This is a genomic window from Agarivorans sp. Toyoura001, assembly GCF_005405585.1.
Taxonomy (GTDB): domain Bacteria; phylum Pseudomonadota; class Gammaproteobacteria; order Enterobacterales; family Celerinatantimonadaceae; genus Agarivorans.
This window is the reverse complement of record NZ_BJEQ01000005.1, coordinates 76,214-100,958: the sequence shown is the minus strand read 5'-3', so window position 1 is coordinate 100,958 and position 24,745 is coordinate 76,214. Positions and strand designations below refer to the sequence as shown.

19 protein-coding genes are annotated in these 24,745 nt (G+C 43.5%); 11 read left to right on the top strand and 8 right to left on the bottom strand.

The features are described 5' to 3' along the window. Positions 1–7 precede the first annotated feature (7 nt). On the bottom strand, positions 8–634 hold the full coding sequence (imuA, locus tag FFR00_RS08485) for a translesion DNA synthesis-associated protein ImuA (RefSeq protein ID WP_161985126.1): 627 nt from the start codon (positions 632–634) through the stop codon (positions 8–10). Between the two features lie 221 nt (positions 635–855). Between imuA and fbp the strand changes: the two genes are divergently transcribed. Further along, a complete protein-coding gene (gene fbp, locus FFR00_RS08480) occupies positions 856–1,872 on the top strand; it encodes a class 1 fructose-bisphosphatase (protein ID WP_137672964.1) in 1,017 nt (338 codons plus the stop codon). Positions 1,873–1,874: 2 nt separating this feature from the next. On the opposite strand, the gene FFR00_RS08475 is transcribed toward fbp, so the two are convergent. After that, entirely contained in the window at positions 1,875–2,693 is an 819-nt protein-coding gene (locus tag FFR00_RS08475) for a DUF1853 family protein (RefSeq protein ID WP_137672963.1), read from the bottom strand. Positions 2,694–2,829: 136 nt separating this feature from the next. Between FFR00_RS08475 and FFR00_RS08470 the strand changes: the two genes are divergently transcribed. The 3 genes from FFR00_RS08470 to FFR00_RS08460 all read left to right on the top strand — a co-directional run bounded on the left by FFR00_RS08470 (position 2,830) and on the right by FFR00_RS08460 (position 4,126). Beyond that, on the top strand, positions 2,830–3,033 hold the full coding sequence (locus FFR00_RS08470; protein ID WP_137672962.1) for a DUF2517 family protein: 204 nt from the start codon (positions 2,830–2,832) through the stop codon (positions 3,031–3,033). A 77-nt stretch (positions 3,034–3,110) separates the two neighbouring features. Beyond that, positions 3,111–3,863, top strand: a complete 753-nt coding sequence (locus tag FFR00_RS08465) for a Nif3-like dinuclear metal center hexameric protein (RefSeq protein ID WP_137672961.1) — start codon at positions 3,111–3,113, stop codon at positions 3,861–3,863. Between the two features lie 71 nt (positions 3,864–3,934). Further along, positions 3,935–4,126 (top strand): bacterioferritin-associated ferredoxin, encoded by a 192-nt coding sequence (locus FFR00_RS08460; RefSeq protein WP_137672960.1) that lies wholly within the window; start codon positions 3,935–3,937, stop codon positions 4,124–4,126. Positions 4,127–4,139: 13 nt separating this feature from the next. On the opposite strand, the gene FFR00_RS08455 is transcribed toward FFR00_RS08460, so the two are convergent. The 3 genes from FFR00_RS08455 to cdd are packed head-to-tail and all read right to left on the bottom strand — an operon-like array spanning position 4,140 to position 7,535. Then, the gene (locus tag FFR00_RS08455; protein WP_137672959.1) at positions 4,140–5,501 is read right to left on the bottom strand and encodes a hypothetical protein; all 1,362 of its coding nucleotides are present in this window, start codon (positions 5,499–5,501) and stop codon (positions 4,140–4,142) included. A 2-nt stretch (positions 5,502–5,503) separates the two neighbouring features. Beyond that, positions 5,504–6,679: a formate-dependent phosphoribosylglycinamide formyltransferase gene (gene purT / locus FFR00_RS08450; RefSeq protein WP_137672958.1), complete on the bottom strand. Its 1,176-nt coding sequence runs from the start codon at positions 6,677–6,679 to the stop codon at positions 5,504–5,506. A 10-nt stretch (positions 6,680–6,689) separates the two neighbouring features. Continuing rightward, positions 6,690–7,535 carry a cytidine deaminase gene (gene cdd / locus FFR00_RS08445; RefSeq protein WP_137672957.1) on the bottom strand — a complete coding sequence of 282 codons (846 nt, stop codon included), beginning with the start codon at positions 7,533–7,535 and terminating at the stop codon, positions 6,690–6,692. 170 nt (positions 7,536–7,705) lie between these two features. Here cdd and FFR00_RS08440 point away from each other — a divergent pair, with 170 nt between their 5' ends. Further along, positions 7,706–9,439: a glycoside hydrolase family 36 protein gene (locus FFR00_RS08440; RefSeq protein ID WP_137672956.1), complete on the top strand. Its 1,734-nt coding sequence runs from the start codon at positions 7,706–7,708 to the stop codon at positions 9,437–9,439. An 18-nt stretch (positions 9,440–9,457) separates the two neighbouring features. Here FFR00_RS08440 and FFR00_RS08435 read toward each other — a convergent pair whose 3' ends face one another. Both FFR00_RS08435 and sbcB read right to left on the bottom strand, forming a co-directional pair. Continuing rightward, positions 9,458–10,000, bottom strand: a complete 543-nt coding sequence (locus FFR00_RS08435) for a hypothetical protein (protein ID WP_137672955.1) — start codon at positions 9,998–10,000, stop codon at positions 9,458–9,460. Positions 10,001–10,077: 77 nt separating this feature from the next. Continuing rightward, positions 10,078–11,490 (bottom strand): exodeoxyribonuclease I, encoded by a 1,413-nt coding sequence (sbcB, locus tag FFR00_RS08430; RefSeq protein WP_137672954.1) that lies wholly within the window; start codon positions 11,488–11,490, stop codon positions 10,078–10,080. Positions 11,491–11,692: 202 nt separating this feature from the next. On the opposite strand from sbcB, the gene FFR00_RS08425 reads away from it, so the two are divergent. From FFR00_RS08425 to FFR00_RS08400, 6 genes are all read left to right on the top strand, one after another. Then, complete coding sequence (locus tag FFR00_RS08425) at positions 11,693–12,466, top strand: dienelactone hydrolase family protein (protein WP_137672953.1); 774 nt, start codon at positions 11,693–11,695, stop codon at positions 12,464–12,466. A gap of 197 nt (positions 12,467–12,663) precedes the next feature. Beyond that, a complete protein-coding gene (locus FFR00_RS08420) occupies positions 12,664–17,739 on the top strand; it encodes a PAS domain S-box protein (protein ID WP_137672952.1) in 5,076 nt (1,691 codons plus the stop codon). An 82-nt stretch (positions 17,740–17,821) separates the two neighbouring features. Then, the gene (gene pyrC, locus FFR00_RS08415; RefSeq protein WP_137672951.1) at positions 17,822–18,856 is read left to right on the top strand and encodes a dihydroorotase; all 1,035 of its coding nucleotides are present in this window, start codon (positions 17,822–17,824) and stop codon (positions 18,854–18,856) included. A gap of 497 nt (positions 18,857–19,353) precedes the next feature. Next, on the top strand, positions 19,354–19,773 hold the full coding sequence (locus tag FFR00_RS08410; RefSeq protein WP_137672950.1) for a CBS domain-containing protein: 420 nt from the start codon (positions 19,354–19,356) through the stop codon (positions 19,771–19,773). A 66-nt stretch (positions 19,774–19,839) separates the two neighbouring features. Further along, the gene (gene hrpA / locus FFR00_RS08405; RefSeq protein WP_137672949.1) at positions 19,840–23,700 is read left to right on the top strand and encodes an ATP-dependent RNA helicase HrpA; all 3,861 of its coding nucleotides are present in this window, start codon (positions 19,840–19,842) and stop codon (positions 23,698–23,700) included. A gap of 2 nt (positions 23,701–23,702) precedes the next feature. Continuing rightward, positions 23,703–23,999 carry a SelT/SelW/SelH family protein gene (locus tag FFR00_RS08400; protein ID WP_137672948.1) on the top strand — a complete coding sequence of 99 codons (297 nt, stop codon included), beginning with the start codon at positions 23,703–23,705 and terminating at the stop codon, positions 23,997–23,999. Positions 24,000–24,075: 76 nt separating this feature from the next. On the opposite strand, the gene sodB is transcribed toward FFR00_RS08400, so the two are convergent. Further along, positions 24,076–24,657, bottom strand: a complete 582-nt coding sequence (gene sodB, locus FFR00_RS08395; protein WP_137672947.1) for a superoxide dismutase [Fe] — start codon at positions 24,655–24,657, stop codon at positions 24,076–24,078. Between the last annotated feature and the right edge of the window lie 88 nt (positions 24,658–24,745).

Genomic DNA, 24,745 nt, shown 5'->3' with positions numbered 1-24,745 from the left:
CACCGGCTTAATTAAGTCGTGGCATGCTTTGCTCGTAGAGCGGCGCGCCACCACGGCGTTTTAGCAGGTGGTAGTTAATTTGGTTAGGCGCCTTACTAGGGTGTAGGGCCATTCGTACACTGGCGCTAGAGCTTTGCTGTTGTTGCTGTAGCGGTCTAAATAAATAACTTAGGCAGTCGCCCTGTTCTGCAGCCAGTTGTAAACGGCGACTGGCTTTTAAATCTAAACCATCTACCCAACCTAATACCGCACTGCATGAGCCACTTTTTAAGGCTTGTTCAATGGTCCACGTTATATCGCTACATTGCTCTGGGCGAATAACAATGACTTTGCTTATGTCTACGCCATGTTGTTGTAGGGCAGGCGCATTAGGCATAAATGGCGGTGCTACCCAAATGATCCATTGAGATTGTTGACTCAATTTTGCCAGAGCAGGAAGCAGCAACTGTAATTCGCCAATTCCGTGTTGCTGATAAAGCACCTCGGTAATACCGCCTTGTGGCCAGCCATGGTTAGGTAGCTGTTGGTCAAGCTGTTCAAAGCCACTTGAATGAACGTCAAGATGACTGTGTTGCCATTGGCTGCCTTGCCATACCTTGTTGCTTTGTAGCAGTTGTTCAATTTGTTGTGCCATTGTTCGCTCCATGCTCTAAGTCAATGTCGAAGTTTAACTGTGTTTATATACAGTGTATGGATATACAGTATTACCTGTTCAAAGAATTTGCAAATATTTTTTTCAACTATATGTATGACAATTAGTCCTCGGCGCTAGTAATTTTTCGTAAATACTTGCAAAATAACATTGAGGACTGAAAAGGTTTTCATTAGGAAGCGTGCTAATAAATAGGGATAAAAATGATAACTCTTGGTGAATACATAATAGAAAAACAACACCAGTTTCCCGATGCAACAGGGGAGCTAACCCAGCTGTTGGGGGCTATTCGTTTAGCTTCTAAAGTCGTTAACCGTGAAATCAACAAAGCCGGCCTGGTTGATATTATTGGTGCCACGGGCATTGAAAACGTTCAAGGAGAGGTACAACAAAAGCTAGATTTGTATGCGAACGAGAAATTTAAAGCGGCCTTAGAAGCCCGTGGTGAGGTATGTGGTGTAGCCTCTGAAGAAGAAGATGAGTTTGTGAGTTTTGATAGCTCGCGCTCCATAGACAGTAAATACGTCGTATTGATGGATCCTTTAGATGGTTCGTCGAATATTGATGTAAATGTATCAGTAGGCACTATTTTTTCTATCTATAAGCGTATCAGTCCCTGTGGTACGCCTGCAGTATTAGAAGATTTTTTACAGCCGGGTAACCAGCAAGTGGCAGCAGGTTATGTGGTATACGGCTCCTCAACAATGTTGGTATATACCACGGGTCATGGGGTTCACGGTTTTACTTGCGACCCATCGCTAGGAGTGTTTTATTTATCTCACGAGAATATGTCCATTCCAGAAGATGGTGTGATTTATTCAATTAACGAAGGTAACTATCTTAAGTTTCCTACGGGCGTGAAAAAATACCTTAAGTACTGCCAAGAAATAGAACCGGACACTAAGCGCCCATATACCTCGCGTTACATTGGCTCGTTGGTCTCTGATTTTCACCGTAATTTATTAAAAGGCGGGATTTATATATATCCTTCCACGGCTTCGGCACCAGAGGGTAAGTTACGCTTATTATATGAATGTAACCCAATGGCCTTTTTGATTGAGCAGGCAGGTGGTAAAGCCAGCGATGGCTTTGATCGGATTATGGACATTGTTCCTAGCGAGCTTCATCAGCGTATTCCGTTTTTCTGCGGCAGTACTCAGATGGTAGAAACCGTAGAAGGCATGATGCGTGAATATTCCTCTGAAGAGCGAAAGCGCTAAATTTACCGGCTATGTAGCTTAGCATTTGCCCTAACGAGCCAATTGTTAGGGCAAATGAATATTCGTTTAGCAGATTGTTGGCCATTTTTAGGTAGATACAACTGTACTGGTCCTTTACTGAGGTCTAAGTCTTGTTCACATTCGCTGAGATGATAAGCCGCTGGATTTAACCATTGCTGCTTAGTTAAACGCTTCCACTGGCTTTGCTGCATGTATTGCCAGTGCTGAAGGTCATACCAATGAAGATCTTGTGGTTGAGTGTGATTAGGATCAGCAAGTTTAAATAAATAACCCGGTAATAAGATTCGTTGTTTAAATGTGTAATTAGGGTAGGGGCTGCGCAGTTTTTGAATCTGCGGATGGCGGCCAAGCGGCACCTGCTTTAGCAATAGTTTACTGAGCTTACTGTTGAGCCGATCCTGCTGGTTGGGCCCTAAATAATGTTCACTCTGCGGAGATGATTGAGTAGCTAGGTAAAACTTTACCGCCAGTTCCCAATGTTCTATCTGTTGCTGCGAATGATTAAGCAATAGAAAATCGATAGCTCCTTGAGTGCGACCATCTTGTTGCACCGCTACATTGTCGGCCAATAATTGCCAATCGGGGTGAAGCGCAATTAAACTGCGCCACAGTTGCTCAAAGTACAAACCTAAGCGAGGATTAACATCAACTTGCTCGGCTAATGCTAAATGCTGCTCTACTGCTTGTTGCCAGCTTTTCTGCCAACCCTTATCTACGGTAAAAGGAAGCGGGTTAATACCTAGCAGAGCAGGGGCGTGTAAACACCAACGTAAATCCTCAATGAAACTCTGCCTATCCAAAAATGTTACCCCTTTGTTATTTTTTTACATCTTTTTAAACCGATAGCTTTTTATTTCGACGTTTTCCACGGTTTTTGTAGTTTTATTACTAAATGTTGGCTACTATTTAGTGGTCAAACCAGTCGAGGTGTTCGAAATGAGTAAGCAATTTTCTACCAGCATTATCATCGTTCGTCGTATCGCGTTATTTCTAGTTGGCCTAGTGTCTTTCCCTTTTGTAGCAATGGCTGGTGTTAGAGCGCCATTTTACAGCGCATTACACCGCCAGTGGATCAAACGTAACGATCGTCCAAGCTGGATGCAACAAGCAGAGCAAAACAGCCAGTTTGTATTGTTTTAAGTAAAGCCTACCAGCTAAAGCTTGTTTCTGATCGGGTCTGCTACTTACAATGTGCCAAACCATTGTGAGTTAATGTAATGAAAAATACCCGATTAGAAAACATATTAAACCAGCATTTAGAAAGCGTTAAGTTTAAAGACTATTGCCCTAATGGTCTGCAAGTAGAAGGCCGTGAGCAGGTTAAGCGAGTGGTTACAGGTGTTACTGCCTGCCAAGCCTTAATTGACCAAGCTATTGAAGTAAACGCCGATGCTATATTGGTTCATCATGGTTTTTTCTGGAAAAACGAAGCTGCAGTCGTTACCGGTATGAAACGCCGTCGTCTACAAGCGTTGTTAAATCACGATATCAACCTTTATGCTTATCACCTCCCATTAGACGTTCATCCCGAACTAGGCAATAACGCACAGTTAGCCAAGCATTTGGGGATTACTTTAAAACGTGGTTTAGAGCCGTGGGATCCACGCAGTGTGGCAATGGTAGGCAAGCTCGCCGAACCTGTCTCAGGTGAAGCTTTTGCAGAGCGTATTGAACAAGTATTACAGCGTAAGCCTTTACACATCTCCAATCAGAAAAATATTCAGAAAGTCGGTATTTGTACAGGTGGTGGTCAATCATATTTAACATTGGCCGCAGAGCAGGGCTTAGATGCCTTTATTAGCGGTGAGATATCGGAAAATACCGTACATACAGCCAGAGAGATGGGTATTGACTACTTTGCGGCGGGTCACCATGCTACCGAGCGCTACGGCGCACAAGCATTAGGTGAGTGGTTGGCAGTAGAGCATGGTCTTGATGTCAGCTTTATTGATATAGATAATCCAGTATAAACTGAAAAAGATATTGCGAATGATAATGGTTCGCAATATAATTGCTGTATTGTTATTAGTGAGGTGCAGCAATGTTTGTATGTTTATGCCACGGAGTTACCGACAAGCAAATTAAAGAAGCGGTGCAGCAAGGCTGCGAAAGCTTAGCCGATGTACGAGAAAAGCACGGTGTTGCGTCGCAATGTGGTAAATGTGCCAGAATGGCTAAAACCATCATTGATAAAGAATTAGAAATAACCCCAAAATACTACGAAGTAGCCTAACATATTGGGCTACTTACTCCGCATCATCGCGGTGGATCAGCAAGTCAAAACCTTTATCCCGCCAATATTGAATCAATTCAGATTGTACTCCTAGGATCGCCAGCGACACTTGCTGATCTTGGCAGCGTTGTTTTACGCTTTGCCAAAAAGCGCGGTTATCATTATTCACGTTTAGCAAAATCCACATATCCAGTGAAATCACTAATACATCTACTAAATCTAATACCGTAGGGTGGTTTTTGAGTTGAGCTACTAAGTTAGGCTGCCAAGCTAATTTTACTTGTTGTTGCTTAATTCTTATCAGGCTCGACAAATTATCCATGGGAAATTCAGGGCTAAAGGCCAGCATGATGTTGCTATAGTGCTTGGCAATACACGTTAGCTCTATGTTGTTTTTTAACAGCTCATATTTGAAGTGATGCCAATACACCGCGTTAACCGGTTCACTAAATTCGAGTGTTTCGTCGCTTTGGCGCTGCGTTTCTGGCCAGTCCCAATATCCTATTAGTTCATTTTCATAGGTACAATGAATTAAGTAGTGGCTATGTTTAGTAGTATGGCTGAGCTGATTAAGTTTATGTCGATAAAGCCGGAAAAATTGACGGCTAAGGTAGGCAACTTGATGCGTAAACTGGTTATAAAGCAAAGACGTATAAAGGTTTAAACCATAGTGTTTAGTGAGCAAGGTAATGCTGTTTTTAAGGGTAGATTGTTCTTGAAACAATAAAAACAAGCCAGGACGGTGTAACACTGAGGCGAGACTTTCTATCACGTCGATGATTTCTGGGTCATCATCAAATACCGATACCACTACCAAATTTGCCTGCTGCAATAGCATTTGCACATTGTCTTGTTTAGCTTGCCAGGTATGGGTTTCGCCAAACCCTAGGTTTTTCATCTGCTGTTGTAAATCTTGGTCTGCCACTGGGCTATAAATGTAGACCGATTTGTTCGCTGCCCACTCACGATATTGCGCATTAATTGAATTACACCAATGGGTAAACTGCTCAATCAACTCTTGTTGGCTTTCGCAGTAAGTAAAGTCCGGTAAATTAAAGGCCATATTGGGCATTTGCCCTACCAAAAATACCGAAATCTGCGATTGTTCTTCTAATAAACCCGCTAATAACGTGAGTTGGTTGCTATCAAGCTGAGCGCAGTTAAATACAATGGCATCAAATTCATTAGACTGCTGCAGTTGTAACTGCAATTCGTCAATTTGCGTGACTTCTACATTTTCTAAGGGATAGTGAGATGGGATGGCAGTTTGCTGAAACCACAATATTCTGAGTAATTTTGAGGAGACAGGGGTGGTACTTGGCGCCAGTAATAGCGCCAATTCATCGTCATTTATGGAAAATGACCCCGAGGTCATGCTTAGTAAGTGACCTTAACCTTAGCGGCTACGTGCTTAGCGTTAGTTACCGCTTGCTCGATGCTGTCGCTAAGATTTAGCGCTACGCCTAAACGGCGCTGGCCATTAATATCTGGCTTGGAGAATAAACGCAATTGGCTGTCGGGGAAATCTAAAGCCTCGGCTAAACCACTATAGCGAATATTTTCTGAGTTACCGTCGCCCATAATGACAGCAGAGGCGCTGGCGCCAAACTGGCGAACTTGTTTAATCGGTAAACCCAATATGGCTTTTGCATGTAAGGCAAACTCAGATAAGTCCTGAGAAATTAGGGTAACCATACCGGTATCATGGGGCCGCGGTGATACTTCACTAAAGAACACTTCGTCACCTTTAATGAATAGCTCTACACCAAATAAACCATAACCACCAAGTTCGGTGACAATTTTACGCGCTACATCTTGAGATTTAGCTAATGCTTGCTCAGACATGGCTTGAGGCTGCCATGACTCACGGTAGTCGCCGTCTTCTTGGCGATGACCAATGGGTGCACAAAAATGAATACCGTCTACTGCACTAACGGTGAGCAGGGTAATTTCGTAATCAAAATCAACAAAGCCTTCTACGATAATTCGGCCCGCGCCAGTACGGCCGCCTTCCTGTGAGTAATCCCAAGCGGCGTTGATTTGGCTGTTATCACGTAGCGTCGATTGGCCTTTACCCGATGAACTCATTACCGGTTTAAGTACGCAGGGCAAACCTACATTGGCAACGGCCTGTTGGCATTCTTTTAAGCTATCGGCAAATTGATAAGCAGAGGTCGGCAAGCCTAGTGTTTCTGCTGCTAAACGGCGAATACCTTCGCGGTTCATGGTGAGTTGCGTAGCGCGAGCGCTAGGGGTAACAGCAAAGCCTTGCTGCTCCAACTCAACTAAAGTTTGGGTTGCTATGGCTTCAATTTCTGGAACAATGTGCTGCGGTTGTTCTTTTAATATCAGCGCCTTAAGCGCTTCGCCATCAAGCATATCAATCACATAACTGCGGTGAGCTACGTGCATTGCAGGAGCATTGGGGTAGCGATCTACCGCGATAATCTCAACGCCGTAACGTTGTAATTCAATGGCAACTTCCTTGCCGAGTTCGCCAGCTCCGAGCAATAACACTTTCGTTCCAGAAACGCTTAGCGCAGTTCCTAACATTTAAATACTCCTACGTTGAAGGGTAGCTATGGTGGACCATAGGTTTTTGAGAATGTTCCGCAAAATTCTGTAATTCTTGCTTAAAGCTGAATTGATTGTCCTTATGTTCCCATAATTCGAAACGTTCTACTTTGTCTAAGCTCAGATGATTTAGCGTTAGCTGTGATAATAAAGTGAGAAGCGGCGAGAGAGAAGGGTTAAACGCAACGTTTTCTAGGTAACAGCTCCAAGCGAGCACTTTGTCGCCAGCGTAAGCAAACATCGCACTTTGTACTTGGGTGTAGGGCGCGTAGCTGGCTTTTGCAAAATCGGGCGCTTTTGAGGCGGTGCTTAACGCTAAACGGGCTAGCGGAGTAGTAACACCTAAATCTTCAGGACCAAAGGATTGTGGTAACAACTCTGGAAAATTATAGCTCTGCTGATTAAAGCGAACACTTAGCTGATTGGCATTGGCTAATTCATTAATGAACTGGCGGCAATAACCACAGGGCGCAGCGTTAATCACTAAGTGAGTGAGCTCGCTGGCTTGGTGGCTTAAGGCATTAAAAATCGCGCTTTGTTCGGCGTGCAAGCTGCCAGTGAGCGGGCCATAGGCTAACTCGTAATTAGCGCCTAAAAACAGTTGTTGCTGTTTATCTACTGCCACTGCACCAACATTAAAATTAGACTTGGGTGCAAAAGAGAAGCTCGCGGCTAGTGGTAATAGTCGTTCGGCTAATTCAATTGTCGTGCAGTTTAACCTTTGGCAAAGCGCAGCGGTTTGTTCGCTATTTAAGCGACTTGGTAATAGTTCACTATTAACAACCGTTTTTAGCGCATTGAGCAGAGATAGATCTTGTGGGGTGGTTTCAGACATATTATCGTTCCCTTTATTTTGTCGAAGCTAGCAAGAAATCATGATTTAGTCATGATTAGTTTGCTAAGGCTTCGATTATAATCTGCCGCAATCGTGTTTACTGAAGATAGATCACTAATATCTAAGGTAGATGCTAGCGTGTAATTTATTGTAACTAAAGGTGTTGATAAGTGTTTTCTAACTTAGACTCTGTTCTTCAATTGGTTCGCCAGTGGCAACTGCCTTCGCCACAACATCAAATCTTATACACCCCTCAGTGGGACAAGCAACAATGTGTGGTACGAATCGACAACTTGTCTGCGAATAGTTTGCAATTGGGTCCAATTGATTTGTTTTCAGGGCAATTACCTGAGAACGCCCAATTTCATGGTGAAGGGTTTCAAATGCTGGCGCAAAATTATGGCAGCGCCGAGCACATTACAGCCATTGGTCGTTGCCCTGATGCTGGTGAGTATCGCTTAAGTGAAGACCGCGATCATTTCACCGCTTACAATCAGTTACTTATTGAGTGTGACGGGCAATATACCCTTTTAGGTTTTAGTTCCTGCGAGCGTTTTAATGGCTACTTTAAAGTGTACCCTGATGGTCGATTGATCATTGGTATTGATACCGATACCTTAGCTGTAGCCGCTCGTCACCATATAACGAGTGAAAGCTTGTTTGTGGGCCAGAATGCTAGCCGCGAAGCACTGCTTGAAGAATTTGCGGAGGCTATTGAACAGCAGCACCCACGCCTACAGTGGCCGAGTAAACCAAACGGTTGGTGTTCTTGGTATCACTATTACGCCGATATTAGCGCCGCTGATATTGAAGAGAATTTACAGCAATTAATTAGCCCTCATGATCAACTTGAGTACTTATTAATTGACGACGGTTACCAAGAGTTTATGGGGGATTGGTTATACCCTTCCGAGCGTTTCAGTGGCGGGGTAGAAAGCCTATGCAAGCGGATCCGTGAGCAAGGTAAAGAGCCTGCTATTTGGGTGGCACCGTTTATTGCCCAAGCTGAATCTCGTTTGTTCCAACAACACCCAGAGTGGTTTGTAAAAAATCAATTTGGCCAACCCTTAGCGGCTGAAGAAGTTACTTATGGCGGCTGGCGCTGTACACCTTGGTATGTGTTAGATACCACTCAGCCAGACGTGAACCGTTATCTACATGATGTATTTAGCCATATGTACCACCATTGGGGCGTGCGTTACTTTAAATTGGATGCCATTTACTGGGGTACCCTGGCTAAAGGTTATCGAGCCGATCCCAATAAAACACGTATTGAAGCCTATCGTATGGGCATGGAAACGATCAATAAAGCGTGCAATGGTGATGCATATATCTTGGGCTGTAATGCGCCGATGTGGCCGTCGTTAGGTTTAGTTCACGGTATGCGTATCGCCGATGATGTTGATCGAAACATTGGCCGCTTTAAGCAAATTGCTAAAGAAACGTTTTTCCGCAATTGGCAAGACCAACGTTTATGGCATAACGACCCAGATTGTGTGACTTTAAATAATATTCCACATCAGCAAACTAACGCCGCCGCTTACAATTGGCACCGTATAAGTGTGTTGGCCAGCAGCGGGTTAGTATTTTCTGGTGACCGCCTAAATCAGCTAAATGCTCAACAGCGCGACGTGCTAACAGTACTAGAGCAAAATAGTGCAGACGCCGCACGTTTTGACGATTTTTCTTTGCAACACGCAAAGCAATATCAACAACAGCAGTTAGTGCGCCAATACTGGTTTAACTGGAGCGAGCAACAAAGCTTACATATAGAGATTGAGCTTGATAGTGAGCAGTGGCAAGTTCTATGGGCAGATGCTGACTTCACGGTGCAAGGCAAGGGTAATAAACAAACTATTGTTTTAGTGCCAAACAGTGCAGTGGTATTTGAAAGAAAAGCGTAGTTGCAGCTGAAAGTGGGTTTAGTACTTAAATTCTAAGCCCACAGAGAAGTTACTGTCGCCGTAACCTGGTATGTCGTGACTTGAAACAATGGTTTTCATTGACACCTTGTCATTGAGTGGCGCAACAAAACCTAAACCTACGGCAATATCAGTTTTGTCTACCAAATAAGACATTTGACGTTGTCCTAGGCTGTGGTAAATCGAGTCTTCATGAAGTTGGTTATATACCGAATACTTAGGGTCGTAAATGTGACTAAATAACTCTACGCGAAAAGAATTAAAAGGGGTTTGAATTACCGGTACCGCCACCATGTCGTAAAGCTCTGATTTAGAGAAATAACTATTAGTGAGAGTGGGGGAGAAATCGGTATCTTCGTAAGTCTTTTCGAAAATATCGCCTAATAGAGCAAATTGCTCAGCACTTAAACGAAGTAAAGAAGACGGGCGTAAGGATAAATGTTCGTCGGAAGAGAAGCACGGGGAGGAAAAACATAAAGTCATAGCGACAGCAATACTTGCTGTTGATGCTACCGACAATTTTACCTTCTGAGCCATTTCCATTGAATTTTCTTGTTCATCCCTAATGCGCCGCCAATTATAACCTAGTCGGCGGAATAAAGTAGCATTTTGCTCACGTTTTAAAGGTTTTCTATATAGTTATGCAGACTTTTTAACACATTTATCTTATTAGTATCATTTTGATACTCGTTCATTAGCATTTCCAACTCTGGATAAACCACCGCAATTTGCTCGGCCAGTGTGGCTTGGCGATGGGCTTGCCATTGCTGTAATTCGTTTTCGCTTAAGTATTCGGGGTAATTACGCCCTTTAAAACGTAAAATCAAACGGTTCAAGCGAGGGTCACTAAACTGAAACTGCTGTTTAGTAATTAGCTGCGGATCACTCGATCTTAATACCTGCATCAGGTTTTTATCTGCATTGCCCACAAAGCCTTTATATAAAGAGGTATCTGGGTTGTCGTCTTCGGCAAACTCGCGCTCAATGGCGAATACTTGATTAAGTTTTGCTTCTATTTGCGGCTTGTTTCGTACCATTAAGTCTAAGCTTTGACGGCACTGGCTGCGATTAAGGCCAAGCTCTTCGGCGCGTTCAGGTGTTAGTGTACTGGCGGGGGCTAACACTGGGCACTTGTTGGTATGAATTAGCTTCACCGGAATGGGAAGCTCACCATCGGCCAAATTAGCGTGTGAAGTATAAAGGCGTTGGTGAATTTGCTCCGCGCTTAACTCAAGCAATACACTGGCATCTTTATTTAAATCGACCACTATCATGGCGTTTTTATTTACTGGATGCCAGGCAACTGGCAATACCCATGAAGCACAGCCTTGAGCGGCGCCAAACATACCTGATATATGCACCAGTGGTTTGTTATTAAGTAAATCAAACTGCTGAGCCACTGCTTTTTTGTTACGAAGGTTAAGCAAATAGCTAAAGAGTTTAGGTTGTTTGTCTTTAATCAGCTTAGCCATAGCGATGGTGGCGTACACGTCTGATACCGCATCGTGTGCATTGGCATGGCTTAGGCCATTTGCTGCTGTTAGCAACTCTAAGCGAAAGCTCACTAGACCATCATCGTTAGTTGGCCATTCAATGCCTTCTGGTCGAAGCGCGTAACATGCCCGCACCATGTCTATTAAATCCCAGCGCGAATTTCCATTTTTCCATTCACGCTCATAAGGATCTAAAAAGTTACGAAATAGAGTGTAACGCGTAACTTCATCATCAAAGCGAATACTGTTATAGCCAACACCACAGGTACCAGGAACACTGAACTCTTGATTTATACGCGCAATAAAATCACTTTCAACTAGGCCTTTTTTTTGCGCCAACTGTGGTGTGATACCTGTTACTAAACACGCTTGAGGGTGAGGAACATAGTCATTTGGCGGCTGACAAAACCATTCGATAGGTTTACCGATAGGATTAAGATCCCAATCTGTTCGAATTGCAGCAAACTGACAAGGGCGATCTTTGCCCGGATGAATACCAAAGGTTTCGTAATCGTGGAACAGAAAAGTGTTGTCGCTCATGACCTGTTTTTAATCTTGTCGCTGTAAGTAAAAGCTATATCGCTAACCATAACACAAATCTGTTTGAGGTCGCTTGAACGGTGCAATAAACGCTTAGTTTGCTTAGCTTTTCGCCAAAAGTTTTTGATTTATCCGCCACAGAAAACTTTTCTACTACACTGTGCGTATTGTTAGAGCAAACTACACAACATAGGGATATGCAATGAAAACGCTCACTCTACTCGGCGGCATCATGCTCGCTTCAAGTGCTAACGCAACCATGGTTAGCCAAACGGTAACCCATACCATTGGTGATAAAAGTTTCGAGTCTACCTTAGTATTTGATGATGCAAAGAAAGGGCTACCGGCTATTCTGATGGTTCCAAATTGGATGGGCCCTACCGAAGGCTCGTTAACTAAGGCTAAAAAAATAGCAGAAATGGGCTATGCGGTAATGATGGCCGATGTCTATGGTACTGACGTTAGACCCTCTAATGCAGATGAAGCAAAAGTGGCGGCAACAGCGCTTCGCAGCGATAGGCCCTTACTACGTGCTAGAACTAAGGCTGCGCTAGATGCGATGAAAGCCAATTTGCCCAGTGCAAATACAGACGCCGATAGAGTCGGTGCAATCGGTTTTTGCTTTGGCGGTGGCGCGGTGCTTGAATTAGCGCGTGCGGGCGAAGCCATCAATGGTGTGGTGTCTTTTCACGGTAACTTAGATACCCCGAATCCTACAGACGCTAACAACATCACCTCGCCAGTATTAGTGCTGCATGGCGCTATAGACCCTTTTGTTCCGGCAAAACAAGTGGCCGATTTTGAGCAAGAAATGAGCGCAGCAAAAGTTGATTGGCAGTTTGTGGCCTACGGCGGTGCAGTTCACTCTTTTACTAATCCAGCGGCTGCAATGACCGGGAAAGCGGAATATCACCCTAAAGCAGCAGCGCGCTCATTTATTGCCATGGATAACTTTTTTGCTGAATCTTTCAATTAGAGTTGAGAGAGTTTTAGTTAAACGCCCTTAATTAATAAGGGCGTTTTTATTTAGCTAAAGTAGTAAGCTTATCTTTTGAATTTAATTGATTTTTAGCTTTATGGCCTAAGCATTGTATTTAGTTTTGATTGGGGATTATAGTTAAGTGATTGACCCTAAAAGATGGGGTGACTAAATGCGAGCGACAAGGAAAGTATATGCAAGTTGAGCAATTGTTATGGGTACTGTTTGCCTTACTCATTTTAATCGTGATGCTTTTGAACAGGTTGCGTAAATCAACCATTGAAAATGTCAGCTTATTACTTAGCTCGCGTAAAAGTATTTTAGTGATTGTTGCCATATGTACGGCAGCTATTGCTTTTATCGCTGCGGTAACCAGTATTGGCCTGCAACAACTAAAACATCATCAGTTCTCCCAGTTAGAAGATGTTATTGAATCAGTGCTTGATACTTCTGATGCTGGCTTGGACGAATGGAAGCAAGGCTGGCAATCTAAAGTTGATGCGATTGCCTTAGATCCCACCTTTAAGCATTTTTCTACAGTGCTAATTGAAGCAGAACATTCAAAAGACAGTTTAATTGATGACCCCGCATTAGAAGGCTTGCGTCAGTCTGTTGAAAATTATCGTGCGATTTTTGATGATTTAGGTTTTTTCATCATTTCTAGAGACCGCATAAATATTGCCTCAATGCGAGATGAAAACCTTGGTGAAATCAACGTTATTACTCGTTACTACCCACATTTGCTGAATCGCGCGTTTAACGGTGAAACGGTGATTATTCCGCCCATTCGCCCCGAGATAAATTTAGACGGCATGTTGCAAGGTAAAGTGCAAAATGTGCATTCCACCATGTTTATTGCCGCACCGATAAAAAATCGAGATGGTAAGGTTGTGGCATTGTTGACTCTGCGCATGGATCCGCAGACCGAGTTCTCGCAACTATTAAAAGGTGCTCGTATTGGTAAAACCGGCGAAACCTATTTGGTTAGCCGTTCAGGTTATATGATTTCACCCAGTAAATTTGAAGATGAGTTGACCGCTTTAGGTTTACTTAATGACAAGCAATCTTCAGTACTTAACATTAAGCTTCAAGTCCCTAATCGTAAAGGCGGTGATCCAGTCTGGACGGAGAGCGGCTATTCAATTATTGCCAAGCAAGACGGCGGCAATTTTATTGGCTACAAAGATTATCGAGGAGTAGCCGTTGTTGGTGCATGGCGCTGGGATCCGGAGCTAGAAATAGGCTTAGTATCCGAGATTGATCATGAAGAAGTGATGCAGGGTTACTTACGTTTTCGTAATATTGTGTTGTTGGTACTGGGTTCGGCCCTCGCATTTTGCATTCTATTGTTTGTTTTGGTGTTTGCCTTAGTTCGCAAAATAAACCTGCGTTTAGAGCGCTCTAAAGCAGAATTAGAGCAAGAAGTAGAAGACCGCACAGCAGAGTTACAGGTACGCGAAAAAACCTTGTGGGATCTCTACGAAAACGCCCCTATTGCTTATGCTTCGCTAAATGAAGACGGTAAGTTTTTAAAACATAATCTTAGTCTTGCGGAGTTAATCGATCAGCAGAGAGATCAATTTAAACATCTGCATTGGCACCAATTAGGTGTAGATGATGCGAACCAGCAGTGGGCTAAACAGCTGCTGCAAAGTGCGCTACAAGGAAAAAGCTTTAACGATGAAACATTGAGCATTATTTGCGCTGATGGCCAGCAAAAAAATGTCAGTGTTAATATTGCGCCAGGTGTTGTGGAAAACGACAAAATCGTTGAAGTAAAAGTCTCACTTATTGATATGACCGAGCGCTACCAAGCGCGTTTGGCCTTGGCCGATAATGAAGAAAGGATCCGCACCATTGTGGATACCATTGCCGACGGTATTGTGCTGATAGAGCAATCTGGCATTGTGCGTAGTTTTAGCCCTGCTGCTCAGCAAATATTTGGCTACACCGAGCAAGAAGTTGTAGGTAATAACGTTAAAATGCTCATGCCAAAGTCTATTGCCGACCATCACGATCAAACCTTAGCTGATTATCAACCAAAACCAAACTCGGTCGTTATTGGTAACGAGCGCGCAGTATTTGGTTTACGTAAAAGCGGTGAAGAGTTTCCCATGGAACTGGCAGTTAAAGAGGTGTTCCTAAAAGGAAAACGCCACTTCACCGGTATCATTCGCGATATTACTGAACGTAAAAAAGCCCAGCAAAAATTGGCCGACAGCGAACGTCAATTTAGAACCCTGACCAACAACTTACAATGCGTAATTTATCGGGTAAAACTGGTAGAAGGTGAAGCACCAGAGTGGTTGTATGTTAGCGAGCAAGTGCTTGAGCAAACGGGTTACCCAGTCGAAGACTTTGTAGGGCCTAATGCGCCCCGGCGTTATAAAGATCTTGTTCACCCTGATGATTATCAAGAAAGCATTGACCGTTCGAAAGATCTCAATCAAAAAGGCGGCGCTATTTCTCAAGAGTTTAGAATTATTGATGCTCACGGCCGCGAAAAACACGTGCTGCAAAAAGCTTTTGTTTCCCTAGGTGAAGAGGGGCAAGCTACTTTTTCTGATGGCGCTATCTTCGATATTTCTGAAATTAAACAAGTAGAGGCGCAATTACGCGAAAGTGAAGAGCGATTAGATTCTGCGGCGTCTGGCGCAGGCTTAGGGATGTGGGATTACTATCCGCAAGAAGACCGGATAGAAGTGAATGCTATTTACGAGAGTATGCTTGGCTACGCTGCTGGCGAATTACGTGCGGGTGATGGATTGTGGGCACGTTTAAAAGGGGATACCGAAGCGTGGCTTAAGTTAATTCATCCTACAGATGCAATTCGTAACAATGACAAGCTAGAAGAGCACTTAGCCGGGGAAACGGATTTATTACGTAACGAAATACGTTTGCGCTGTAAAAACGGCCAATACCGCTGGATATTAAGCATTGGCCGCGTGTCCGAGCTCGATGATGAGGGACGACCAATACGAATTAACGGTATTCATGTTGATATTAACGAGATTAAACAACTGGAAGACCAGTTAAATGACGCTCGCGCTCAAGCAGACAGTGCTAACCAAGCTAAGAGTGACTTTTTAGCCAATATGTCGCATGAAATAAGAACACCAATGAACGCGATTATTGGTATGTCTTACTTAGCGTTAGAAACTGAACTAGACAATAAACAGCGAAATTACATTGATAAGGTACACCGCTCGGCAGAGGCTTTGTTAGGCATCATTAACGATATTCTCGACTTCTCCAAAATAGAAGCTGGCAAGCTAGACATCGAAGCGATTGAGTTTCGTTTAGAAGATATTCTGGACAATTTAGCTAATTTAGTAGGCTTACGTGCCGAACAAAAAAACCTAGAGTTACTATTTGATATAGACCCTAACATGCCAACAGCACTGTTAGGAGATCCACTTAGATTGACACAAATACTCGTGAACTTGTGTAACAACGCGGTGAAGTTTACCGAGCAAGGCGTTGTAGTGGTAAAAATAGAGGCTAAAGAAACCACCGACGCTCAAGTACAAATGTATTTCTCGGTAAGTGATACCGGTATAGGTATGACACCTGAGCAGCAAGCCAAGTTATTTAAACCTTTTTCACAAGCCGATAGTTCGACCACACGTAAACATGGCGGTACAGGATTAGGGTTAGCGATTTGTTTAAAACTAACTGAAATAATGGGCGGGAAAATTGCGTTAAGCAGTGAGCTAGGTAAGGGCAGTTGTTTCTATTTCGACTTACCGATGGCGATTCAGAAAAACGCCAAGGCCTTACGCGATACAAACAATTCGCAGCTATCTAACTTAAAAGCGCTGGTGGTTGACGACAATCCAAGTGCCAAAGAAATCAATGTTCAGGTACTACAGGGCTTTGGAATTTCGGTAGAGTCTGCCGCTAGTGGTAAAGAGGCTTTAGTCGTGCTGCAAGAGTCTGATGTACAGCCTTTTGATATGGTGTTTATGGATTGGAAAATGCCAGAAATGGATGGCATTGAAACAGTACGTAAGATTGAAGCGCTAGGTATCGATTTAGATGTAGTGATGATCACTGCATTTGGTCGCGATGAATTAAGTAAAGAAGCCAAAGATATTAAAATAGACGCCATTCTTACCAAGCCAGTGACCCCTTCTCATTTATTCGATACAGTTATTGACGTAAGGCGCATAGAAGTGTTTGAGCAAACTAGACGAGAAGCTCAACAGCATGGAGCAAACCAAGATATAGCTCATTTAGGTGGCGCAAATATACTGGTGGCCGAAGACAATGAAATTAACCAAGAGTTGATTACTGAGCTGCTTAAAACCAATGGTATTTCCTGCGTTGTTTGTGGGGATGGAATGCAAGCGGCCGAGTATCTAAAAACGCATCAAGTAGACGGTGTATTAATGGATTGCCAAATGCCAGTAATGGATGGGTACACCGCCACCAAAGTGATACGTCATCAGTTGGCCTTAAAAGACCTGCCGATCATTGCGCTTACGGCAAATGCATTAGCGGGCGACAGAGAAAAAGCTATAGAAGCGGGCATGAATGATCACATACCCAAACCCATTAATGTAAATAGCTTGTTTAGCGTGATGGCTAAATGGATTACGCCTAGTGCGCCAGCACTTGAGTCTGCAGCTGACCCGGCGATTACCGCTAGTGACAACGGATACCAAGCACTGCCAGTTGTTAAAGGCTTGGATACTGCGGTTGGTCTAGCCAATGCAGCTGAAAACAAAACCCTATATTTGAAATTGATAGCCAAATTTGCCAGTGTTAATAATACGTCTTTGGTTGATTTACAGCAGGCATTTCAGCAACACCAAACAGCCGATGTCCAACGTATTGCACATACCATAAAAGGCGTGGCAGCAACTTTAGGTGCGCAAGTTGTTTCAGATTTAGCCGCAGTGATAGAACTGGCAGCAGAGCAGGGCGAAGTATTAAGTGAACAACTAGACGAACTGGCGAGTCACTTGCAACCACTACAAGCAGCCTTACAACAATTTGAGCTTAGTAGTGAGCGGCAAGCTCAACCTGAATCGGCTGTTCAATCGAATGTTAGCGATGAAGAAATACTCTCTGATTTACAAACTTTGTCACAATTGCTGGATGACTTTGATAGCGAAAGTAATGATTTTCTTGATCAACATGAGGCTATTTTGCAGCGGTTCCCGTCTCAGGCAAAACGCTTGCAGCAGTTGATAGAAGAATATGATTACGAAGCTGCCGAGACCATTGTTAATGAAATGCAGCAATTAGTTGCAAATAATTCATAGGCATAGCCAAGGCTCACAAGACTTGTTTAGTCACTTGGGGTAGACTTCCCGCGAATTGTTAATATCGACTCAGGGGATTGTTGTGACTCAAACACTTACTATTACTAGACCAGACGATTGGCACTTACATTTACGTGACGGAGCAATGCTTAATGTTGCAGCAAATGCGACCGCTAAGCATTTTTCGCGCGCGATTATTATGCCAAATCTTACTCCGCCGGTTACCCAAGTCAGTGACGCTAAAGCTTATTATCAGCGTATTAAACAAACCCTGCCTGAGCAATGTCAGTTTGAACCGTTAATGACTTTATATTTAACCGACGCCACGAGTCCTGAAATGATCGCCGAGGCAGCAGCCAGCGGCATTGTTAAAGCTTGTAAGCTGTACCCAGCAAACGCAACAACAAATTCTGCCCACGGCGTAACCAATGTAAGTGCTTTACGTCCAGTTTTCCAAGCAATGGCTGAGCAAGGTTTATTGCTGTTAGTGCATGGCGAAGTAACGCATTCAGATATCGACATTTTTGATAGAGAAGCTGCGTTTATTGACGCACACATGCGCGACTTAGTCGCTTCTTTGCCAGACCTTAAAATAGTGTTTGAGCACATTACTACTGCAGAGGCCGCCGAGTTTGTGATGAGTGCGCCAGATAATGTCGCAGCAACTATTACTCCGCAGCATTTAATGTACAACCGAAATCATTTGTTAGCGGGAGGTTTACGCCCTCACAACTATTGTTTACCCGTATTAAAGCGTCAAACTCACCAACAGGCGTTGCAAAAAGCAGTGGCTACTGGCACTAAGAAGATATTTTTGGGAACTGATTCTGCACCTCACGTGCAAGGAGCCAAAGAAAGTGCATGTGGTTGTGCGGGTTGTTACAGTGCGCCGGCTGCCATTGAACTATATGCAGAAATTTTTGACCAGCTAGGCATACTGGATAAGTTAGAAGGGTTTGCAAGTTTTAATGGCCCTGACTTTTACGGTTTACCACGTAACAGCGAAACGATTACGTTAAGCAAGCAAGCATGGCAAGTGCCAGAAAGTGTAATGGTTGAAGATGAGACCTTAGTACCGTTTTTTGCTGGTGAAACCCTACAGTGGCAAGTTAAGTAGGCAAAAAAAAGCCCTTTGCTATAGCAGCAAAGGGCTTGCGTAATTGTGTAAAGGTGTACACAGCAATAGGTAACTAAACGCGTGACTGAGTTAGCTACTCAGTCGCGATAAATATTATCCTCAGCGGCTTTAGTTCACCATTCCCCAAATGGGTGAAATTGCTCCTTTAGCTATTTATTTATTGATATTCAATAGCTTGCATAAACTTTTTGCTTGTTAAACAAGCAAAAAAAAGCCCTTTGTTTATAAAAACAAAGGGCCTGCATAATTTGTGTAAAAGGTGTACACAGCAATAGGTAACTAAACGCGATGACTGAGTTAGCGACTCAGTCGATATAAATACTACTCCGCTAAGCTGTCCTCTACTATTACCCAAATGGGTGAAATTGCCTAACATCCCTAAAATAGTGGTTTCCAGCAGAGTTGATTGGCTTGCTGGTGTAATTGTCTCTGGACAACTAAGCTCAAAGTAACAGCACTTATTAGGAGTATTGGTTATGCCAGAGAATCTTAAAGTTCGCGATTACATGCTGACTCGTCCGGTGTGCTTTACCTCTAAGCAGCCGATTGCCGAAGTGGTGCATAGTTTATTGGAACACAAGCAGCTAGGCGCGCCAGTGATTGATGAACAAAAACATGTCATTGGTTGGATATCAGAACAAGACTGTTTAAAGAGTTTGTTAGAGGCCACCTACCATTGCGAAACCGTATCTTTAGTGGAAGACGTGATGCGTAGCGATGTACTTATTGTAGGCCCAGACACTAGCATACTAGAACTTGCTCAAAGCATGCTTCAGCAAAAGCCCAAAATGTACCCAGTTATCGAGCGGGGCAAACTTTTGGGCATTATCACGCGCGAAGAAGTGCTTGGTGGTATCGATAAACATTTGCATAGTTGCTACAAACAAGTGAGTTAGACTTGTTTTCTCAGTGATTATTGTTAGCATTTGCGCCTCGTATGCAACCCTACGAGGCGTTAATTCTTGCAGTCGGCTTTTTCAGATCTAAAACAACAAATTTCTCTCGCGCTAGCCAAAGACCGTTATCGTCTGCAGCGGCAGCTTGCTCAGCTAAAATCAGAAGATCAGGCCAAGCAAAGTGCCGCTTTTGAAAAATTCAGTTCAAGCTTAGCTAAATCTCTAGATTTAGCTAAGCGTCGTCGTAGCGCTATTCCACGTATTGAATACCCACCACAGCTGCCGGTTGCTGAACAAAAGCAAACTATTTATGAGGCGATTCGCGACAATCAAGTGGTGATCATTGCCGGTGAAACAGGCTCCGGTAAAACCACTCAAATTCCTAAGATTTGTTTAGAGCTTGGCTTGGGTAGTCGAGGTTACATTGGCCATACTCAACCTCGTCGATTAGCCGCCAGAACAGTCGCTGCGCGAATAGCCGAAGAAATAGATACACCGATTGGTGAATTAGTGGGTTATAAAATCCGCTTCAACGACAAAATTAAAAACGATAGCTTAATCAAATTAATGACCGACGGTATGCTCCTGGCAGAAATGCAGCAAGATCGGTTTTTATCGCAGTACGAAGTACTGATTATTGATGAAGCACACGAGCGAAGCCTAAACATTGATTTCATTTTGGGCGTATTAAGGCAATTGCTACCTAGACGCCCTGATTTAAAAGTAATTATTACTTCGGCGACTATCGACCCGCAGCGTTTCTCCAAGCATTTTAACAATGCTCCAGTGATTGAAGTCTCCGGGCGAACTTACCCCGTAGAAACTCGTTATCGCCCGTTGCATGAAGGCGAACAGACTAAAGATGTATTAGAAGGATTAGCGGAAGCGGTTGAAGAACTATATCGCGAGAAGCCGGGTGATATTCTTATCTTTATGAATGGTGAACGAGAAATTCGCGATGCAACTGATTATCTGCAAAAACGAAATTTCCGTGATACCGAAGTACTGCCGCTTTATTCTCGTTTGTCTAATGCAGAGCAAAACAAAATTTTCTCTTCGCATCGGGGAAGGCGCATTGTATTAGCGACCAACGTTGCTGAAACCAGTTTAACGGTTCCGGGTATTCGTTATGTGATTGACCCTGGTACTGCTCGTATTAGCCGCTATAGTTATCGTTCTAAAGTACAGCGATTACCTATCGAAGCCATCTCTCAAGCCAGTGCCAATCAGCGTAAAGGCCGTTGTGGGCGGGTTGCCGAAGGTATTTGTATTCGTTTATATAGCGAAGAAGACTTTGAAGGCCGCGCAGAATTTACTGATCCAGAGATTCTGCGGACCAATTTAGCCTCGGTTATTTTGCAAATGCTTGGTCTAAAATTGGGTAAATTGGAAGATTTCCCATTTATTGATATGCCCGATCAGCGCAATATTAAAGATGGTTTAAATTTACTTGAAGAAATTGGCGCGTTAAAAGATGGCTTAAGTAAACCGAGCTTGAGCCCGCTTGGGCGCGAAGTGATTAAGTTTCCCATTGATCCTCGTTTAGCGCGAATGATGGTGGCAGCTAAGCAGTTTGGCTGTGTTCAGGAAATGATGGTGATTTGTGCTGCGCTATCCATTCAAGACCCAAGAGAACGGCCCAATGATCGCAAACAAGCGGCGGACCAAAAACATTCTCGTTTTGTAGATAAAGATTCAGACTTTTCTAGTTACCTATTGTTGTGGCGCTATCTACAAGAACAGCAAAAAGCCTTGTCGGGTAATCAATTTCGCAAACAATGTAAGCAAGAGTTTCTAGCCTATATGCGAATTCGCGAATGGCAAGACTTAGTCTTTCAACTGTCCACGGTAGTTAAAGAGCTCGATTATTCAGTTAATCAAGAAGAAGCTAATTACGACGCGATTCACCAAGCCATCACCGCGGGTTTGTTAAGCCATTTAGGCTTTAAAGATAAAGACCGTGAATTTTTAGGTGCACGTAATGCTCGTTTTGTGGTGTTCCCTGGTTCTAGCCAAGCTAAAAAGCCACCTAAATGGGTAGTGGCGGCTGAACTAGTGGAAACCTCTCGCTTGTTTGCTCGGGGGGTCGCTAAGATTCAACCCGCTTGGTTAGAAGAACAAGCTAAGCACCTGATAAAAAAATCATACAGCGAGCCACATTGGTCAACTAAACAACAGGCTGTAATGGCTTACGAAAGTGTTCGTTTATACGGCGTAAGCTTGGTGAACAAACGTTTGGTTAACTACGGGCGTATCGACCCGGTGGTTGCGCGTGAAGTGTTTATTCGTTCAGCATTGGTAGAAGCCCAATGGCCTGCTAAGCATGATTTCTTTAAACAGAACCAGCAATTGCTTGATGACGCTGAAGCGCTAGAGCAAAAGCAGCGTCGTCGTGATGTGCGAGTTGATGATCAAGTGCTATTCGATTTCTATGCTGAGCGAATTCCCGAAGACGTAGTATCGGCTAGCCATTTTAATCGCTGGTGGAAAAAAGCCAGCGTGCAGCAAGCTGACTTACTGAGTTTTTCTAAGCAAATGCTCTATCAGCATGATGCTAGCCATATAACAGAACAACAATATCCAGAGCAATGGCAGTTTGAACAAGTATCGGTGGCCTTGAGTTATGTATTTGAGCCGGCCGAGATCGATGATGGTGTTAGTGCGCATATTCCTTTGGCACTATTAAACCAATTAGACTTCTCGCGTTTTGATTGGCAAATCCCTGCGTTTAGGGAAGAGCTGATTAGCGGTTTAATTAAATCTCTGCCAAAGCCGATTCGACGCAATTTTGTGCCGGTGCCTAACTACGTAAAAGCGTTTTTGCAAGCAGTGCCAAATGCAGAAGGGCAGCTGTTTGAAGTATTAACTAAGCAACTGCTTAGAATGACAGGAATGAAGATCCCCGAAGATGCTTGGAATATGGATTCGGTGGCCGATCACCTAAAAGTTAACTTTAAGGTGATTGATGATAAAGGCAAAGTAGTGGCGCAAGGACGAAGCTATCAAGCTCTGCAAAATAAGTTACAAGATCAAGTTGAACAAAGTATTGCTGAAATTGCCCCTAGTTCTTTTGCTGAGCAAGCTAAGGTAACAGAATGGAGTTTTGGTGAGCTGCCTTCAATGATTGAAGAGCAGCGTCAGGGTTATCAAATCACTGCGTTTCCCGCGCTAGTGGATCAAGGTAAAACCGTTGCGTTGAAGTTATTTGATAAACAAGAGGAAGCCAGCTGGAGCCAAACACGCGGTTTAAGTAAGTTATTGCAGCTTAATATTCCTTCGCCATTGAGTTATTTACAACAGCATTTGCCAAATAAAGCCAAATTGGGTTTGTATTTTAATCCTTTCGGCCGAGTGGATGTATTGCTTGATGATTGTTGTTTGGCAGTAATAGATAAATACTCCCAGCTGCATCAAGTCGATAACCCTGATGACTTCGCATCTTTATGTGACACAGTGCGAGCAGAATTAGCCACCGAAACCCTAGAAGCAGTGGTACAGGTAGAGCAAATATTAAGTTTGCACTACCAAATTAACAAGCAGCTAAAAGGCAAAGTAGGTTTTGACCGTGTATTGGCACATGCCGATATAAAAGCGCAACTGGCGGCATTGGTGCACAAAGGTTTTGTTCGAGAGGTTGGCTTACAGCGTTTAGCCGATGTGCAACGTTATCTTAAAGCCATAGAGCGCCGCTTAGAAAAGCTAGCGATAGATTCTCATAAAGATCGCTTAGCGATGCAGCAAATTGATACCGCTATCGAAAGAGAGAAAGAGCTGGCGTTGCCAGTATACAGTAAAGAGGGTGAAGAACTGCGCTGGATGATAGAAGAGTTACGCGTATCTTTATTTGCTCAGCAGTTAGGGACTAAATATCCTGTTTCTTTAAAGCGGGTGCTTAACCACATTACTGATTTACAGAAAAGGAAATAAGCATGTCGGTAGAGCAAGATGTCGCCTTACCTAAAGTAGCAATATATTACTGCAGTTTATGCGGCTGGTTATTAAGAGCTTCGTGGTTAAGCCAAGAGTTGCTGACTACTTTTTCTCAAGAGCTCGGCGAAGTTGCGCTGCGTCCGGCCAGCAAAGGGCGCTTTCAAATATATGTTAACGACCAATTGATTTGGTGTCGCGTTGCAGATGAAGGCTTCCCTGAAGCGAAGATCCTTAAGCAGCGAGTAAGAGATGTGATTGCTCCAGATATGAGCTTGGGTCATAGCGATCGCAAATAAGCGGCAGGTAAAAGTTAGATAACAAAAAGGGCGCTACTAATAGCGCCCTTTTTTATTGCCTTGCTAGGTATTTAGCTTATGCGAAGTTTGCAGCAGCAAATTCCCAGTTAGCTAAAGCCCAAAAAGCGTTCAAGTAATCAGGGCGAACGTTACGGTAATCAATGTAGTATGCGTGTTCCCACAAATCACAAGTGAATAGTGGTGTAACGCCTTCATCAGTTAAAGGTGTAGCAGCGTTGCTAGTATTAACGATGGCTAAACTACCGTCAGCGTTTTTAACTAACCAAGTCCAGCTAGAACCAAAGTTGTTAATTGCACTATCAGTGAATTTTGCTTTGAACTCATCGAAAGAACCGAAGCTTGCGTCAATTGCTGCTGCCAAAGCACCAGTAGGTTGACCGCCAGCGTTTGGCGCTAAACAGTTCCAGTAGAAGGTGTGGTTCCATATTTGAGCAGCGTTATTGAATACACCACCAGTAGAAGTTTTAATAATCTCTTCTAGGCTTTTTTCTGCTAAATCGGTGCCTTCAACTAAGCCGTTTAACTTTACTACGTAAGTGTTGTGGTGCTTGCCGTAGTGGAAAGACAAAGTCTCTGCTGAGATGTGTGGCTCAAGCGCGTCTTGTGCGTACGGTAAAGCAGGTAATGTAAATGCCATTGTTTTTTCTCTCCTTGTTATAATTGGCTGAATCAGCGCAATCTTTTATATAGTAAAAACTTTACAAACGAGTTTAGCACTAGTGCTT